Raw genomic sequence first — 15,726 nt, 5'->3', positions numbered from 1 at the left:
CAGCATGACCATCGGAGACGCCCTTTTCGCCCGCCTTGCCATTCGCGGCTTTGGCAAGCTGACCGCCGAGATCGGGGCGATGCAGTCGCGCATCTCGTCGGGGGTCAACGATCCGCGTCCTTCGGCCGATCCGGCGCGCGCGGTGGAACTGTCGGCGCTGCGCGATGTGCGCGCGCGGCTGGACACGCGATCGGCCGTGGCCCGCGACAGTGCCGACCGGCTGTCGCTGACCGACCAGGCGCTGGCGGGCCTGTCCGACGATGTCCGCAGCCTCAAGCAGCTCGCCCTGCGCGCCGCCAACGACGCCCTGTCGCCCGAAGCCTATGGCGCGCTGCGGACCGAGGCCGTGACCCTGCGCGCCACCCTGCTGGCCACGGCCAACAGCGTCGACGCCGCCGGTCGTCCGCTGTTTGCGGGCACGGCGCCGGGCCCGGCCTTTGAACAGACCGCGGCGGGCGTCGTCTATCGCGGCGATGCCGCCAGCAGCATTGCCGCGCTTGGCGACGGGCTGGTCCTGCCCACGGGCATTTCCGGGGCGCAGGTCTTTGGCGAAGGGGACCAGAGCCTCTTCAAGCTGGTCGATGACCTGATCATGGGCCTGACCGAGCCGATGCTGTCGGCGCGGGGGGCTGTGACCTCCAAGGGGCAAGGCCAGCTGGACCTCGTGCGCGGCCGGGCCGACACGGCGGTCGAGGTGACGCTGACCGGGCCGCGCGGCTCGGCGCGCGTCACGCTCGACCTGCGGCTGGAGGCGCCGGGTGCGCCGGTCGACGCGATCAATGCGCAGACCGCCCGCACCGGTGTCTCGGCCGCGCTGGATGCGGATGGCAGCTCGATCCGGTTGTCGGCCATCGCGCCCTTCAGCCTGTCGCAGCTGGCGGGGGGACCGCCGGATTATCCCGTCCTGGGCCTGGGCAATGTCGACGACAGCGGGGCCCTGGCGGGACCGGTGGTGCGGCTGCGGCCGTCGCGGCTGACCACGGAGGGGGTGATCGCGGCGACCGACCGGATGGTGGACCGGATGGCAAATTCGCGCGCCGCCGTCGGCAGCCTGGGCGCGGCCGTGGACCGGCAAAAGGACGCGCTGACCCAGCAGCGGCTGGTGGTGGACCAGGCGGTCTCGGGTCTGGGCGACCTGGACGTGGCGGCCACGCTGACCCGGCTTCAGTCCCTGCTGCTGAGCGAGCAGGCCGCCCAGCAGACCTATGTCAAGATCTCGTCCCAGTCGCTGTTCAATTACTTGCGGTAACCCGGCCGCCCCTAGACAGCGGCGGCAGGCCAAAGCCCGGGCTGCGGGCCTGGCGCAGGTCGCCGCCTCCGCCGCCGACGGCGATCAGCGGCGTGCCTGACCGGATCAACAGGCCCTGGGCCACGAAGGTGGCCGGCGGCTCGGGTGCGGGCGGGACGGGCAGGGCCGACAGCGGCTGCGACAGCGGTTGCGGGTCCGTCACCCATTCGCCCTGCAGGCTTGCCACCACCGGCCCGGTTTCCTGGGGAATCGCGCGGCCCATGACCCCCGCCACCCGACCGACATAGGCGTCCCCCCCGGACGGATCACCCGCGTGATAGGCCGCGACCGCCGTGGTCCAGTTGCCGTAGCGCTGGTAGAGGTCGCGAAGGAAGCGCGCCGCGTAACGGGTGTTCAGCACCGGGTCCATCATCGACCCCGTGTCGGCAAAGCCGTCCCGGTGCCAGCGCCAGTTGATCTGCATGCAACCGATATCGACGTTGCGCGCCCCGCTGGCCAGGATCTGCGACAGGCGCTGCAGAGCCTCCTCCCTGGTCGGGTGATAGGACCCGCGCCCGCCCTGGTTCAGCGTCCAGGGCCAGGCCAGGGCGCGCCCCTGGTGGCTTCTGCCGGATTCGACCCGCGCCACGGCGGGCAGCAGCCCTTCGGGCAGGCCCATCTCGGCGCCGGCCTGCGCGGCCAGGGCCTCGCAGTCGGGCAGGGTGCTGGCATGGACGCCCCCCGTCGTGACCAGCACGAGGGTGGCGATGACTGCGGCGGGGGAAAGGAACGGGCGCTTCATGGCAGGAGGGGAAGATGCAAGCGCCGTGCCCGCGCCCCGTTGCGCCTAGCCTTTGGGTTATTGCAGGACCGGACGGGGAGGGCGGCTTCCGTTCGCACGTTGGCCTGATCCGCCCTGCGATGCGATCATGCGGACAAGCCCTGCCTTGCCCCATCCCAGCCCCATTTCCCGGAGGATACCATGATAGCCGGAGCATCCAGCCTGCCCGTTCTTGTTGCCGAAAACCTGCGCGACACGATCCTTGCCGCCGCCGCGCTGGTCGGAGCCCAGGGGACGCGCCTGCAGCTGGTGCCCGAGCTGGAGGCGCTGCGCCAGAAGCTGGACGCCGCCGAGATCCGCACCGAGATCGAGCCCGCGCTGGCCGCAGGAGACCTAGACCAATCGGGCTTTCACGTCATGCCGCAGCGCGCGGGCATGGCCACCGATCTTCTGGACGTGGGGTTGCGCCTGAAGAATGGCCCGCAGGGCACGGTCGGCCTGCTGATCCTGTGCGGGGTGCCCGCCGCCTGGCAGGCGCAGGCGCGCCTGCGCGCGCTGGAGGCCCTGACCCGCGTGATGGAACGCCAGATTGGTGCCCTGCGCCTTGGTCCGGCGGTCATCGCCGATCCGATGCTGCGCCTGTTGGAGGAGCTGCACGACCTGGATCGCAGCATCGTCTCGCAGGGGCTGATGGGCTTTGTGCGCACGCTGGCCGGCAAGAAGCCCAGTCAGGTCGAATGCACGGCCATGCGCATCGTTGGCTTGGCCGATGTCCCGGTCGAGTTCTTCCAGTCGCGCGAGATCCGGCTGAGCGTGGTGGCGCAGGATCTGCTGGACGCGATCGGCTATGGCGACGTGCTGAAAATGGGCGAGGCGATGGAGGCCCCCGAGATGGTCCGCCCCGCCCCCCGGAGCGAGACGCGCGACGACTTGGAGCCCTTTGCCCGCCTGCGGCTGATCGAGCGGGATTTCCTGGTGGCCGAGGATGCCGACTGCGCCGCCTTCTGGTTCCAGGAGGCCGGCCATGGTCCCGACTGGAGGCGCCTGTCCAAGGCCGGCCCCGACGGCTGGTCCGCGGTGGCCGCCGAGATCATCGAGCTGAGCAGCGACGTGGTGGCGGCCTTTGCGGGCATGCACCTGCTGCGGCGCCGCGATCTGCCCTCCGAGGATCTGGCCGAGGCCTACGAGCTGCATGGCATCGTGTTCTGGCTGGCCCATTCCGAAGGCGTGACGCAGGCGCGGATGGACCGCGGCGACTGGATCACCTGCGACATTCCCGCCGATGTCGTCGGCCGGCCGCGCGCGCTGGCGGCGCTGAGCAGGCTTTGCCCGGGCCTTGCCAGCGACCTGGCCGGCCCGGCCCGCGACTGGGTCCACCGCATGTCCCAGACCGTGCAGGTCATGCCCTATATGGCGACGGCGGCCGAATAGGGCCACTGTCCGTGCCCCCCATGATCCGGGCCCGACGGTTGCCGGCGCCCGGATCTGCATTTCCCGCCGCCTCAGTCGGCTTCGGCGATGCTACGGCGCAGGCGTTCGATCGCGGCCTTCTTGATCTGCGAGACGCGCCCGGTGGTCACCTTCAGCACCTCGGCGATCTCGTAGACGTTCAGTTCCTCGACATAGTAAAGCTGCAGGACCAGCGCCTCGCGTTCGGGCAGCGCCGTGATGGCGTCGCGCAATTGGGTCTTGAGGTTCTGCTGCGACAGCATATCCTCGGCCGTCAGGGCCTTGTCGCGAAAGACCATCGAGTGGTCCGAATAGAGCTCGTCCAGCGACCGTGTCTGCCCGGCATCGATCTCTCGGCGCCACTTGTTCAGCTCGCCCGGCGTGATGCCAAGCGCCTGCGCCAGCTCGGCCTCGTCGGGATGGCGCATCAGCGTCTGTTCCAGCTGATGCTCGGTCGTGCGGATGCGCGACAGCATCTGCAGGGTCGCGCGCGCGTAATGGGCCTGTTCGCGCAGGTGATCCATCAGCGCGCCCCGGATGCGGATGCCCGCATAGGCCGCGAAAGGCGTGCCCGGCTGCGCGACATAGCGTTGCGCGGCATCCATCAGGCCCAGGTAGGCGACCTGCAGCAGGTCGTCGATCTCGATCCGGGCACCGACCCGGCCGTGGACATGCCAGGCGATCCGGCGGGCCAGGTTCATGTGGCTGGCTACCAGCTTTTCGGGAGTGGGGGACTGTTCAGGATAGCTGCGCGGAAGCATCGGCCTGCTCCTCTGGTTGGCCCGCAACGGGGGCGTCGGCGGCATCTTGGCCCGGGGGCAGGGACAGCGTGTCCAGAAGACCCGTCCCCTGCGCGATCAGCGCCACCGGAAGGCCGAAGCGCAGGTTCAGGCCCAGGTCATCGGCGGTGGGCGGGCACAGATCGGCGCGGGTCAGCGCGATCAGCGCCGCCTTGTCCGCCCAGTTCCTGCACAGCCGGTCCTGATAGTCGGGATGCAGACCCGTGGGCAGAACCAGCCAGATCGCGGCATCGGGATGCGCGGCCAAGGGGGCCAGCGCGTCGGGGTCCTGGGGGGGCAGGTCCGACAGGTCCAGGATCTGCGTCTGGTCGATGGCGGGGGCGGGCAAGGGACCCGCGATCCCATTGGCCCAGACCGGCCGATGCGGCACCAGCCCCAGAAGCCGCGCCCAACCCGCCAGGGCGCCCGGTGGGCATAGAAGATCGGGCCGGGGGGCGATCAGCGTCGGCCGCCGGGCGCCGGGCACGCGCAGTGCCTCGGCCGCCAGGCGCGCGGCCAGCATGCTGCGGCCCGCGCCCGGCGGGCCGACCAGCACGACCCGCCCCGGAAGGTTCGGGGGCAGCACCGCGTCGGGCCTGCGCCGGCGCGTCAGCTCGCGCAGCAGCCGGGCCGCGAATTGCGGCGCGGGATCCGGCTTTTCCGGGGCGGGCGGCGCAAGATCGGCCAGCGCGGTGTCACCCGACACGGCCTCGATCTCGACCTGGCCGCGATGCTGGCGGGTGGACAGGATCAGCGCCTCGGGGCCGAGGCAGCGCATCAATTCCTCCATGGCCTGGGCGGAATCTGCGGCGCGTATGGTCAGTCGTGTCATGACGGATCACCCTGCGGATTGCGGCGCGGGGCCGGGAAGCGGCATCTGCGGCAGGCCGATGCTGCGGATCACCTCGATGCGGCGGGTCTCGGGCAGGTCGGTCAGCGCCAGGACCAGCGCGTCGCCCAGGTGCGGGCGCATGAAGGCCGCCAGCGAGCGGCGCAACGGCGGCGAGACGGCGATCAGCAGGTGCTGCGACCGCGCCTGCATCTCTTCCTCGGCCGAGGCCAGGTCGCGCAGCAGGGTCGCCGCGAAATTGGGGTCCAGGGTCAGCCCGTCCTCGGCCGGGCGGCGAGCGCGGATCAGGATCTGTTCCAGATCGGGCGCCAGGGTGACAAATCCAAGCGTCGCCCCCACCGGCGCGATCTGCTGCAGCAGCAGCGGGATCAGCGCGGGGCGCAGCGCCTCGGCCTGGGCGGCGATTGTGGCAGGCGTGGCACTCAGCTGCGCCAGCCCCTCCAGGATGCGGCGCAGGTCCGAGACCGGAACACGGTCCTGCAGCAGTTGGCGCATCACCGCCGTCAGCACGTGCAGTGGCACCAGCTTGGGCACCACCGTCTGCACCAGCGTCGGCGCCGCCTGCGCCAGCGCATCCAGCAGCGCCTGGACATCGTCGGGGCCCAGAAGGTCGCCCGCATGGCGTTGCAGCACCTGGCCCAGGTGGGTGGCGATCACCGCCTCGGGGTCGACGACGGTATAGTCGTCGGCCTCGGCCTCGGGCTGCTGGTGGGCCTGGATCCAGACCGCGTCCAAGCCGAAGGAGGGGTCGCGCACCTCGATCCCCGCCAGCTTGCGGGTCGAGTTGTGGCCGGGGATCGCCAGCTTGCGATCAGCATGGGCCACGTCCTCGGCCACGATGGTCTGGCCGATGCGCAGGCGGTAGGCGTTCGGCGGCAGGGACAGATCATCGCGGATGCGGACGCCCGGCACGACGATGCCCAGGGCGCGCGACAGTTCGCGCCGGATCGCGGTGATGCGGCTGACCAGGGTGCCGCCGTCGTTGCCGCTGGCCAGGGGGATCAGGCCATAGCCGATCTGCAGGGTCAGGGGGGCGAGGTCGGTGACCTCCTCGGGGGTGATCGGCGTGGCGGCGGGCACGGACCGCTCCTCGGTCCGATCCGCGCTGTTCAGGGCCGTCAGCGGGATGCCGGGTGCGGGGGGTGCTGCGGCGGCGATCTGGCGCGCCTCGGACCTGCCGGCGGCGACCGCGGCGGCGGCGGCCCCTGCTGCCGCCAGCAGGAAGATCAGGTTCGGCATGCCCGGCACCAGGCCCAGGATCAGCAGCACCGCCGCGGCCGGGGTCCAGGCGCGCGAGACGTTCACCTGCCGACCGATCAGCCCGCCCATGTCCGAGGAGGAGGACGAGCGCGTGACGATGATCGCCGCCGCCAGCGACAGCAGCAGGCCGGGCACCTGCGCCACCAGGCCGTCGCCCACCGACAGGCGCACATAGGTGTCGGCGGCCTCGCCAAGGCTCAGCCCGTGCTGCGCCGTGCCGACGACGATGCCGCCAAAGACGTTGATGGCCAGGATCACCAGGCCCGCGACGGCATCGCCCTTGACGAATTTCGAGGCGCCGTCCATCGCGCCGTAGAAATCGGCCTCGGCGGCGACCTCGCCGCGGCGGACCTTGGCGTCTTCGGGGGTCAGGATGCCGGCGTTCAGATCGGCGTCGATGGCCATCTGCTTGCCCGGCATGGCGTCCAGCGTGAAGCGGGCCGAAACCTCGGAGACGCGGCCCGCGCCCTTGGCGATCACCACCATGTTGATGATGACCAGGATCGCGAAGACCAGCAGGCCCACGACGAAGTTCCCGCCGACCACGAATTCGGCAAAGGCCTGGATCACCTGGCCGGCCGAGTCCGTGCCCAGGTGGCCTTCCGACAGCACGATCCGGGTCGAGGCGACGTTCAGCGCCAGCCGCAGGGTCGTGGCGATCAGCAGGAGCGAGGGAAAGCTGGAAAAATCCAGCGGCCGTTCGGAATGCACCGCCACCATCAGCACCAGCAGCGACAGCAGGATGTTGCCCACGAAGAAGATGTCCAGAAGCGAGGCGGGCAGCGGCAGGATCATCATGGCCATGATGACCAGGATGCCAAGCGGCATCGCGAATGTACCCGCCTCGCCCACGAAGCGTCCCGAACGTGCCAGCACGCTCATGCCAAGGCCAAGGGAATGAAGGGGAAAGTCATGGGGGGCCTCGGCTTGTCGTGCGTGATGTCGAGGCGATGACTGCAAGGCCCGTGCCAGACGCGCCTGTGTCCCGGGCGCGCGCCGGAGGTCCGGGGCGGCGCTGGCTGGGATAGGCCTGTCGGTCTGGCACGGGCCTTGCAGCCTGGGCCGGCAACACAGCCCCAGCATCGGAGCCCGACCGCCATGCCCGCAACCCAATCCGCGCCCTTCTCCGCCCCCGCCACCCGTGTTCGGTCCTTGCGGTCGGCCGGGATCCTCCTTGTGGCGGCGGCCCTGCTTTCGGGCTGCGCGGCAGGCACCGCACCCGGCACCGACGCCCCCTTGGCAGGAAATGACGCGCCCATCCCGATCGCGGCGGCCATGGAGGGGACGCCTGCGCCCGCCCCGATGGCCGCGCCGGTCATGCCCAAGCTGTCGGGTCGGGGCTTTGCCCAGGTGGCGGGGCAGCCGGGTCAGACGGTGAACGAACGCCGGCTGCTGGCCATGCGGGCGGCGCGGCTGGATGCGCTGCGCGACCTGACCGAACAGGTGCATGGCATCCGGATCAGCTCGGACAGCTATCTGCGCGATGCGGTCCTGCGCAACGACACGGTGGCGGCGCATGTCCAGGGCAGCCTGCGCGCGGCGCGCACGGTGTCGATCGAGCCGCGGGGCGATGACGGCTATGCCGTCCTGCTGGAGCTGGACGAGGCGACGCTGGCGCAAGTCCTGCGCGCGGCGCGGTGATCGCGATGGGCCTGTCGCGACGACATCTGATGATCGGATCGCTGGCGGCCCTGGGGCTGGCGCCCGGTGGTGTTCTGGCGGCCCGCGGGGGCTGGATCGAGGTCGTGGGCGCCGCCCATGTCTCGGGTCCGGCGGATCGCCCGGCGGCCCGGCGGCGGGCGCTGGCCGATGCGCTGCTGTCGGCCGCGCTGGCGGGCGGCGCCGATCTGCGGGGCCATTCGGTCCTGTCTAACACGCGCATGACCTCGGACCTGCTGGTGGTGCGGCCGACCGGCCGGGTCCTGGCCTATCGCGTCACCTCGGAGACGTTCGACGGGCAGCTGCTGCGCATGGGCGTCCAGGCCCAGGTCGGCCCGCCTGAAACCGGGGCCTGCCCCGAGCGGCGGCGGCTGGTGGTGATGGCTTATCCGGTGCGGGTGCATGTGTCGCAGGAAAGTCCCGGCTGGACCGAGGCCTTTGGCCAGCACGTCGCGGCGGAACTGCTGCGGCGGGCGGTGGGCCATCCGGCCGTGGCGCAGCTGACCCTGGCCGACCGTCTGCCCCCCTCCCGGCACGAGGCCACCGATTATCGCACCTTGACTCGCGGCAGCGTCCGCGTGCCGCCGGGGGGGCACGCGCTGCACCTGGACCTGCGCATCGTTCCCGACAATCGGCACCTGCGCCTGTCGCTGGAGATGCGGCTGGAAGGCGCGGCCGATGCGCTGGCCGCCACCCATGATGAGGTGGTCAGGCTGCCCGGTGCCTCGGTCCTGGGCCGCGCCGCGCCGCTGGTCGAGGCCGACCGCCACCGGTTGGCCAGCCGCCTGGGGGCAGGGGCCACGCCCGCGCTGTCGGCGCTGCTGGACCGGGCCGGCTGCCAGCCGGTCGCGGCGCAGCTGCTGCTGGCCGGGGGTCGCCTGTCGGCACCGGTCGGGCGCGCCCAGGGCGTGCTGCGGACCAGCATCGCCTATACCGTCGACCGAGACGCCTCGACCGAGATGCTGGAGGTGACGGCGGTGGGCGATCGCACGGTCAGCCTGGCGCCCCTGGACCCGGCGCGGCCGCTGTCGGCCTTTGCCGGGCGTCCGGTGAGATTCATCACCACCACGCCGGGCCTGCCATGAGGGCGGCCCTGACCCTGCTTGTCCCGGTGGCGGTTCTGGTGGCGCCGGTTGCGGCATCCGCCCTGACGGGCGAGGAGGCCGTTGCGCTGATAGCCCGCGCCATGGGCGCGGCGGGCCAGCCGGCGCCCGACATGCCGGCGCCGCTGCGCGCCCTTCCCGAATGCGCGCATCCGCCCAGGGTGGCGCCGGTCGCGGGCAGTTGGCGCACGGTGTCGCTGGCCTGCGATGCGCCCTTGGCCTGGCAGCGGATGTTCCGCACCGGAGCCGAGGTCGCCGGTGCCTCTGCGGATGCAGGCGATGCCCGCGCCCGGGCACCGGCCGCGACGATCCCCGCGCTGCTCTCCGTCCGGCCGCTGAAGCGGGGGGCACGGATCAAGCCGGGCGACCTGCGCCAGGCGGACATCCCGGCCGCGGGCGACGGGGGGCAGTCGCTGAGCGATCCCGCCCATGCCGAGGGCCGCCGCCTGCGCGTGCCGCTGCGCGCGGGCCAGCCCCTGCTGGAGCGGCACCTGGAGCCTGCGCTGGACATCGAGCCGGGGCAGGAGGTGTCGATCAACCTGCAGGGCGCAGGGATCGAGATCTCGGCGGCGGGCACGGCCCTGGTCGGCGGCGTCATCGGCGACCTGATCCGGGTCCGGCAGGGCGGGCGCGACGGCCGCGAGGTCGAGGCGCTGATCGTCGCCCGGGGGATCGTGAGGGTCCGCCCTAACATGCGCCGCAGAAGCGCCGTTAGGCAGGCCATACGGAGGCTGCAATGGTCAACCCAATCACATCGAATGTAACCCGCCTGCGCTCCTCGCTGGACGTGGAGACGCAACGTGCCTCGCAACAGGCGTCGGGATCGAAGCCTTCCGGCCCCGGCGCCGGCCCGCGCGACAGCCTCAGCCTTTCCGCCAGCGCGGGCGCACTGCCCGAGGCGCTGACGCAGGGGCCGCCGGTGGATCGGGCGCTGGTGGATCGGCTGGTCACGGCCATCTCGGAGGGCGCCTATCCGATCGACCCGGAGCGTATCGCGGACGTGCTGTTCCGCGATGGCCTAGATTTCTCGCGTTGAAGGAAACGCCATGTCGTTCTCGATTTCCATGCCGGCACTGATCATCCTGATGGCCCTGGCGCTGTGCCTGGCCATGGTGACCATGGGCGCCGCCCTTGGGCGGCGAAACCGGCCGCGGGCGGCGGCCGCGGTGGCAGCGCCCCTTAACCCCGCGGTCATCCCGCCCTTCAACACCGCCGAGATCGTCGGCGCGATCGAGACCCTGCTGGCGGCCCAGGAACAACGGCGCCAGGACGAGCAGAGCGTGCTGCGATCCGACCTGGCCGCGCTGCGCGGGGATGTCGAGTGGCTGACCTCCGAGCGCATGATCGAGCAGGCGATCGAGATGTGCCGCGAAGGGGCACCGACCCAGGAGATCAGCGACAGCCTGGGCCTGTCCGGCGACGCGATCCGCACCATCCGGCTGCTGCGCGCCCACTGACCTCAGGCGCCGTCGCCGGCGGCGCGGGGGCTGCCATCTGCAGATCATCATGCCGGTCCGGTCATCTCCGGACCGGCATTGGCATGTCGATGGTCCTTTTTTTGCCGTGCCGCTGGCGAGGTGCCAGGGGTGCGCGATTGGGGGCCTTCGCAGCCCCTCCGGCAGCGGGCAGCGGTTTGGTTTTGGGGACCGCCATGGGACTGGCATTGGCGATCGTGTCAGGAAGCGGAGTGCAGCGCTGAGTAACAAAAAGGGCGCCGACCGCCCGTCACGGGCCTGTCGGCGCCGAGGCCAAGGCTGCCCCTGCGGCAGCCTCCGGAACCTGTCCCATGGTCATTCGGCGGCGGTGCGCTCCTTGATCTCGCTCCAGGCAGAGCGGAGGGAGGCGATGAACGAGATCGCCTTCTCTAGGCCCTGCGGGTCCTCCGCCTCGCGCGTGAAGGCCCCCACGACCTGCACGCGGCAGTATTCATAGACGCGGAACAGGGCCGGGGCGATTTCCCCGCCGCGTTCGAAATCCAGGCTGTTCTGCAGCAGGTACAGCGCTGCCAGCGCCCGCGTCATCGGCCCCGAAGGCATCGCGGCGCCATTCTGGGCCGCGACCCGCAGCGCCTCCATCGAGGATTGCAGCTCAGTCAGGGTCAGGCCGATGATGGCGTGGGGATCCTCGGGCGCAACCACTCCTGCCTGCGCGGCGCGGCTGTAGGATTGGCGGGCTAGATCAAGCGTCATCGGTGCCTCGGGATATGTCTGTTGGACCTGCCTGAGTTAACGGCCGCCCGGGCCGGAATGTTATCTAGACCAGCCCCATATCGCGCGCGATGACCACGGCCTGCGTCCGGTTCTGCACGTTGAACTTGCGATAGATCGAGGTGACATGCATCTTGACCGTCGGCTCGGCCAGCTGCAGTTCCTTGGCGATCTCCTTGTTGGGCTTGCCCTCGGCCAGGAAGACCAGGACCTCCATCTCCTTGTCGCTCAACTGGCCGTTCTTGACGACGCGGCTCGGCTCGGCCTGAAGACGCATCAGCTCCATCGGCAGATAGCGCTCGCCGCAATGGATGAAGCGGATCGCATTGGCCAGGCTGCGGGCGGGGGTAGTCTTCAGCACGATACCGGCGGCGCCGGTCTTCATGATCTCCTCCTGCATGCGCGGGGTGGGCGTGCCTGTGATGATCGCCACGGGCTTGGTGTCGTTCAGGCGGATGGCGCGCCGCAGGCCGGCCACGCCGTTCATGCCCGGCATGTTCAGGTCCAGCAGGACCACGTCAAAGGGTCCCTCCTGCTGGATCAGGTCGGCGGCCTCGTCAAAGCTTTCGGCGGTGGTGACGGTCATGCCCCCCAGTTCCGACAGGAACATCGAGAACATTTCCAGGATCATCCGGTGGTCATCTGCCAGAAGAACACTGATCTGTGGCTGGGGGGCAGTATGCTGCACGTTCATTGGAACCATCCGTTCTGTGTTATGGAGCTTCCGGCTGCCTCGAGGCGCTGCAAGTCCGTCATGAATGCAGCATTTCGGTTTTTCCGTCTCTCAGTCAATCAAGCCAAGGCTTTTGAGCACGGCGATCCTCCGATTACCTCCGGCGCCGACCATTTGGGATCAAGGGATATACTTACGGAGATCTAAGATAGGTTTAAAAGCGGCGTGGAAGCTGCGGCTATTGTCTTAGAATTTTAATCATTCGCCACAGTCGGCGCGCGACGCGAAATCTGGCGGCCGCAGAGGTTCAGGCGCTGCAGGCCCCCGACCAGGCGGGTGAGGCCGCGACGACAGGTCCGGCCGCTCCAGTGATCGGGCGCGACATGCCGCGCCATCCGGGGGCCGACCTGCCAGTAAAACCAGATGAACCAGCGCCCTGCGCGGTAACGCCGCAGGTGCAGGTCCCGAAACGCGCGCAACGCAACGACATCGGGATGCAGCCGGTCCCCGAAGGCCGCGGTCGCCACGAAGCAGGAGGAACTGGCCGGGTCACTGTCGTCGTCCTGCTCCTGCTGATCATCCTGCGGGTTTTCCCGGTCGTCAGGTTCGTCCCGGTCAGGTTCGTCGGTATCGGGATCGGCGATATTATCATCCGGTTCCGGATTTTCCGCCGAAAGGTCCGCGATATAATCCGCAAAGGATCTCCATTGCGGATTGCCATTTTCACCGCCTGCAATATCGCGGAAGAAATCATAAGAGGCGACAAGCTGATCCTTATTCAGCGGCGACAGGAAATCATCGGCAATATCGGCGGCTTCGTGATCGGGACGGAAATCGAAGGTCATCTGAGAAATTCGGTCCTTCAACGCCGCCCCTTCGATGATCGAGACCGACCCCCGGCCATGGATGTCGATGATCAGGTCGCCGTCTTCCTCCCGCGTGGCGGCTTCCAGTTCGGCCGCGTCCCTGAAGGCGCCGCCGAAGCCCAGCTGATCGCCGGCCTTCAGGTCGGTGATCACGACGTCACGCTCGCCATTCGTCAGGATAAAGCTGGAGCCGCGCCCCGCATCGACCAGCACCGGATCGCCCGGGGCGTGCCCGCCGATCAGCATCAGGTTCATGCCGGGGCCGCCGTCGATCGTGTCACTGCCGCGGTCCGAGATGAAGATGTCCGCGCTGCCGCCCCCGACCATCAGGTCGTCGCCCGCGCCCGCGATCAGCACGTTGTAGCCCGCCATGCCCATCAGCGTGTCGTTGCCGACATGGCCCATCAGCAGGTCGTTGCCGCGGCCGCCCTTGATGTGGTCGTCCACCATGCCCGTGCGGTCGTCGGTGACGTTATGGGCGCCCTCGATGACCAGGTCGCGGCCCCGGTCGCTGATGGTGATGACGGCGAGTTCGTTGGACTTGACCACAAAGGTGCCGCGCAGGTCGGCGCCGCTGATCACCTTCATGTCGCCCCGCGCATCGACGATCTCGTCCGCCGAGCGCAGCTGCATCGTGGATTCGTCGTACCAGGGGGTATGCGGGGAATCCGCTGCGACCAGGTGACGGATCGTGACATGCTTGCCCGGTGCGATGTCGTCCAGGCGGATGGCGCCGTCCTTGTCGCTCAGGTTGCCCATGAAGACCATGCGCTGCGTGTCGGACTGAAACCCCGTCACGGAAAACTGGCCCTTGATCCCCAGCCCCTGGAGGGCGGCCCGGTCGTCGATGACCCGCATGCCGACCAGTCCTGCCGAGGCGATGTCGTAGATCTGCCCAAGGGGCGTCGCCTTGGCGGCGATGCTGCCCCCGTCGCTTTCGGCCGGGGGAAACTTGGCATCGTACATCTTGGTGGTCAGCCACTTGTAGGCGCCGCCCCAGTGGTCGATCCGGTCCACCCCCGCCCCGACATGGCGCGACAGTTCCTCGATCCAGATCGTCGCCTGGTTGACGCCGTAGAGGGGCTGGTCCCCCGCATGGATGCCGATGTTGAATTCCGACAGCGAGACGTCCAGGTGCGGGCGAAAGCCCGGCATCTGCTGCATCGCCTCGACCGGTTTCAGCGCGCCCTCCATCTGCAGGTCGAAGGCCTTGTAGGGATCGGGATAGGCGTGCTGATAGATGATGTCGACGTGACCCCGGTTCTCCATCGAGATCTGTTCGGCAATCTCCTGGCTTTCGCGTGCGCCGCTTGGCCGCCAGGCCGCACCGGCCTGAATTCCGATATCCGGCTTGTCCCAATCATTTCCCAAGTGGCCTTGAATGCGGTCGCCCAGGGCGGAAAGTCGGGGGATCTGGAAATTCGCAATACGTCCATAATCGGAAGCGCTGATTTCGGCCCAGTATTCGTTGCCGATTTCAAAGGCGGATATCTTGACGCCGGGATTCTCGATTATGGCCTTTTCGGTTTGGGAGAGATATCTGTTGAACCCGGCGCTATCGAATGTTTTCAGCGCAGGATCGTAAAACTGGAATGTGGGAATGACGATCGACAGCGACGCGCCATTATCCGCCGCGACATGCAGGGCCTCCCGCAGGGTCATCGCGTAATTCTCGCTGCCCGGCTCCATCGGGGCGCCGAAGATGCGCGCCAAACCACCGTTTTCCCATGTTTGTTCCTCGGTCACGCCTCCGCCCGGATAGCGGAAGTTCGAGAACCTGACCTCGGAGGCCTGGGCGCTGAAGGGGCTGTCCGGCTTGGCAGAATCATTCGTCAAGACGATATTCATGCCAAAATGTTCAGAAGTTATCACGCCCATCGTTTCATGCCTTGGCTTGTGGGCGTGAAAGGCGACTTTCCCTAAAGCGCCTGCGCAGGATGCTGCTTGTTTTAGCCCAACGGTTACTGCCGATATTCATCTGCAAGTTGTCAGAATGGGGCTGAAATTCCAGCGGGCGTCCGCCTAGTTTAACCACGTCCACATTCCCATTATAGGCATCCGTAAGGATGGACATAATCCGGGAGGGTTAATGTGATCCTTACATTCCGGTTATGGGCGTAAGCCAAAGCAGAGGATTTTAAGTTCTTATCTGCAAGCAGCCCCGGGAACGGCGGCCGACTCGCGGGGCATCGTGCCGACAGCATCTGGGCCATCCGGGGCTGCAGGTCGCGGCTGCGGGGATTTTTCCCGGAACAGACAGCGGATTGGCCGGTTCACTCGGGGTCAACCACGCAAAGGACACGCCATGCAGCATTCAGCAGCCATGCCCGGGCGACCCCGGGCCATCCCCGCCATGACCCGTCCGGCCCCCGCCGGGCGAAAGGGGGGCGCATGACAGAACCGATGCTGTTCGACAGCTGGGCGGGATTGTTCCGTGTTCTGGTGGTCGGGGTGGCGGCCTATGCGGCCCTGATCTTCATGCTGCGCGCCTCGGGCAAGCGGACGCTGAGCAAGATGAACGCCTTTGACCTGATCGTTACGGTGGCCTTGGGCTCGACCCTGGCGACGGTTCTGCTGAGTGCGACGGTGCCGCTGGCTGAGGGATTGTTGGGCCTGGCGCTGCTGGTCTACCTGCAATACGCCATTACCTGGCTGTCGGTGCGGTCTGCCCGCTTTCGCGACCTGATCAAGGGAGAGCCGTCGCTGCTGGTCCATGACGGGCAGTATCTGGACGGGGCGATGCGCCGGCAGCGGGTGACGCGCGAAGAGGTGGGCGCGGCTCTGCGCGAAAGCGGCCGGCAGGATCTGGAGGACGTCGCCTCGGTCGTGCTTGAGACCGACGGCTCGATGACGGTGATCGGGCGCTGAGCT

15 protein-coding genes are annotated in these 15,726 nt (G+C 68.8%); 8 read left to right on the top strand and 7 right to left on the bottom strand.

The window, feature by feature from the left end; genetic code table 11:
• Positions 1-4 precede the first annotated feature (4 nt).
• Positions 5-1,249 carry a flagellin N-terminal helical domain-containing protein gene (locus tag ACNR9W_RS10920; protein WP_419267288.1) on the top strand — a complete coding sequence of 415 codons (1,245 nt, stop codon included), beginning with the start codon at positions 5-7 and terminating at the stop codon, positions 1,247-1,249.
• Here the strand turns inward: ACNR9W_RS10920 and ACNR9W_RS10915 are convergent.
• Positions 1,233-2,030, bottom strand: a complete 798-nt coding sequence (locus tag ACNR9W_RS10915; protein ID WP_419267289.1) for a lytic transglycosylase domain-containing protein — start codon at positions 2,028-2,030, stop codon at positions 1,233-1,235. The genes ACNR9W_RS10920 and ACNR9W_RS10915 overlap by 17 nt on opposite strands.
• A 180-nt stretch (positions 2,031-2,210) precedes the next feature.
• Between ACNR9W_RS10915 and ACNR9W_RS10910 the strand changes: the two genes are divergently transcribed.
• Positions 2,211-3,440: a hypothetical protein gene (locus ACNR9W_RS10910; protein ID WP_419267290.1), complete on the top strand. Its 1,230-nt coding sequence runs from the start codon at positions 2,211-2,213 to the stop codon at positions 3,438-3,440.
• A gap of 71 nt (positions 3,441-3,511) precedes the next feature.
• On the opposite strand, the gene ACNR9W_RS10905 is transcribed toward ACNR9W_RS10910, so the two are convergent.
• Genes ACNR9W_RS10905 through ACNR9W_RS10895 form a run of 3 tightly spaced genes read right to left on the bottom strand, consistent with a single transcriptional unit; the run spans position 3,512 to position 7,229 of the window.
• Entirely contained in the window at positions 3,512-4,219 is a 708-nt protein-coding gene (locus tag ACNR9W_RS10905; protein WP_419267291.1) for a sigma-70 family RNA polymerase sigma factor, read from the bottom strand.
• Positions 4,197-5,069, bottom strand: coding sequence for a flagellar biosynthesis protein FlhF (locus ACNR9W_RS10900; protein WP_419267292.1), 873 nt, complete (start codon positions 5,067-5,069; stop codon positions 4,197-4,199). Before ACNR9W_RS10900 ends, ACNR9W_RS10905 begins: the two co-directional genes overlap by 23 nt.
• A gap of 6 nt (positions 5,070-5,075) precedes the next feature.
• The gene (locus ACNR9W_RS10895; RefSeq protein WP_419267294.1) at positions 5,076-7,229 is read right to left on the bottom strand and encodes a flagellar biosynthesis protein FlhA; all 2,154 of its coding nucleotides are present in this window, start codon (positions 7,227-7,229) and stop codon (positions 5,076-5,078) included.
• A 294-nt stretch (positions 7,230-7,523) separates the two neighbouring features.
• Here ACNR9W_RS10895 and ACNR9W_RS10890 point away from each other — a divergent pair, with 294 nt between their 5' ends.
• The 5 genes from ACNR9W_RS10890 to ACNR9W_RS10870 are packed head-to-tail and all read left to right on the top strand — an operon-like array spanning position 7,524 to position 10,566.
• On the top strand, positions 7,524-7,988 hold the full coding sequence (locus ACNR9W_RS10890; RefSeq protein WP_419267295.1) for an LPP20 family lipoprotein: 465 nt from the start codon (positions 7,524-7,526) through the stop codon (positions 7,986-7,988).
• Positions 7,989-8,017: 29 nt separating this feature from the next.
• Positions 8,018-9,091 carry a flagellar assembly protein T N-terminal domain-containing protein gene (locus ACNR9W_RS10885; RefSeq protein ID WP_419267296.1) on the top strand — a complete coding sequence of 358 codons (1,074 nt, stop codon included), beginning with the start codon at positions 8,018-8,020 and terminating at the stop codon, positions 9,089-9,091.
• Positions 9,088-9,873, top strand: coding sequence for a flagellar basal body P-ring formation chaperone FlgA (gene flgA / locus ACNR9W_RS10880; protein WP_419267298.1), 786 nt, complete (start codon positions 9,088-9,090; stop codon positions 9,871-9,873). The genes ACNR9W_RS10885 and flgA overlap by 4 nt, the downstream gene beginning before the upstream one ends.
• Positions 9,846-10,145, top strand: coding sequence for a flagellar biosynthesis anti-sigma factor FlgM (gene flgM, locus ACNR9W_RS10875; RefSeq protein ID WP_419267299.1), 300 nt, complete (start codon positions 9,846-9,848; stop codon positions 10,143-10,145). The genes flgA and flgM overlap by 28 nt, the downstream gene beginning before the upstream one ends.
• A gap of 10 nt (positions 10,146-10,155) precedes the next feature.
• The gene (locus ACNR9W_RS10870) at positions 10,156-10,566 is read left to right on the top strand and encodes a hypothetical protein (RefSeq protein ID WP_419267300.1); all 411 of its coding nucleotides are present in this window, start codon (positions 10,156-10,158) and stop codon (positions 10,564-10,566) included.
• A gap of 333 nt (positions 10,567-10,899) precedes the next feature.
• Here ACNR9W_RS10870 and ACNR9W_RS10865 read toward each other — a convergent pair whose 3' ends face one another.
• The 3 genes from ACNR9W_RS10865 to ACNR9W_RS10855 all read right to left on the bottom strand — a co-directional run bounded on the left by ACNR9W_RS10865 (position 10,900) and on the right by ACNR9W_RS10855 (position 14,703).
• A complete protein-coding gene (locus tag ACNR9W_RS10865; protein ID WP_419267301.1) occupies positions 10,900-11,298 on the bottom strand; it encodes a flagellar export chaperone FliS in 399 nt (132 codons plus the stop codon).
• A gap of 64 nt (positions 11,299-11,362) precedes the next feature.
• Positions 11,363-11,947 carry a response regulator transcription factor gene (locus ACNR9W_RS10860; protein WP_458478488.1) on the bottom strand — a complete coding sequence of 195 codons (585 nt, stop codon included), beginning with the start codon at positions 11,945-11,947 and terminating at the stop codon, positions 11,363-11,365.
• A gap of 296 nt (positions 11,948-12,243) precedes the next feature.
• Entirely contained in the window at positions 12,244-14,703 is a 2,460-nt protein-coding gene (locus ACNR9W_RS10855) for a calcium-binding protein (RefSeq protein WP_458478487.1), read from the bottom strand.
• A gap of 543 nt (positions 14,704-15,246) precedes the next feature.
• Here ACNR9W_RS10855 and ACNR9W_RS10850 point away from each other — a divergent pair.
• Entirely contained in the window at positions 15,247-15,723 is a 477-nt protein-coding gene (locus ACNR9W_RS10850; RefSeq protein ID WP_419267304.1) for a DUF421 domain-containing protein, read from the top strand.
• Positions 15,724-15,726 lie beyond the last annotated feature (3 nt).

Source organism: Paracoccus sp. T5, assembly GCF_048538155.2.
In the GTDB taxonomy this organism is placed as follows: Bacteria; Pseudomonadota; Alphaproteobacteria; order Rhodobacterales; family Rhodobacteraceae; genus Paracoccus.
The sequence above is the reverse complement of the archived record's forward strand: the minus strand, read 5'-3'. Positions and strand labels throughout refer to the sequence as shown.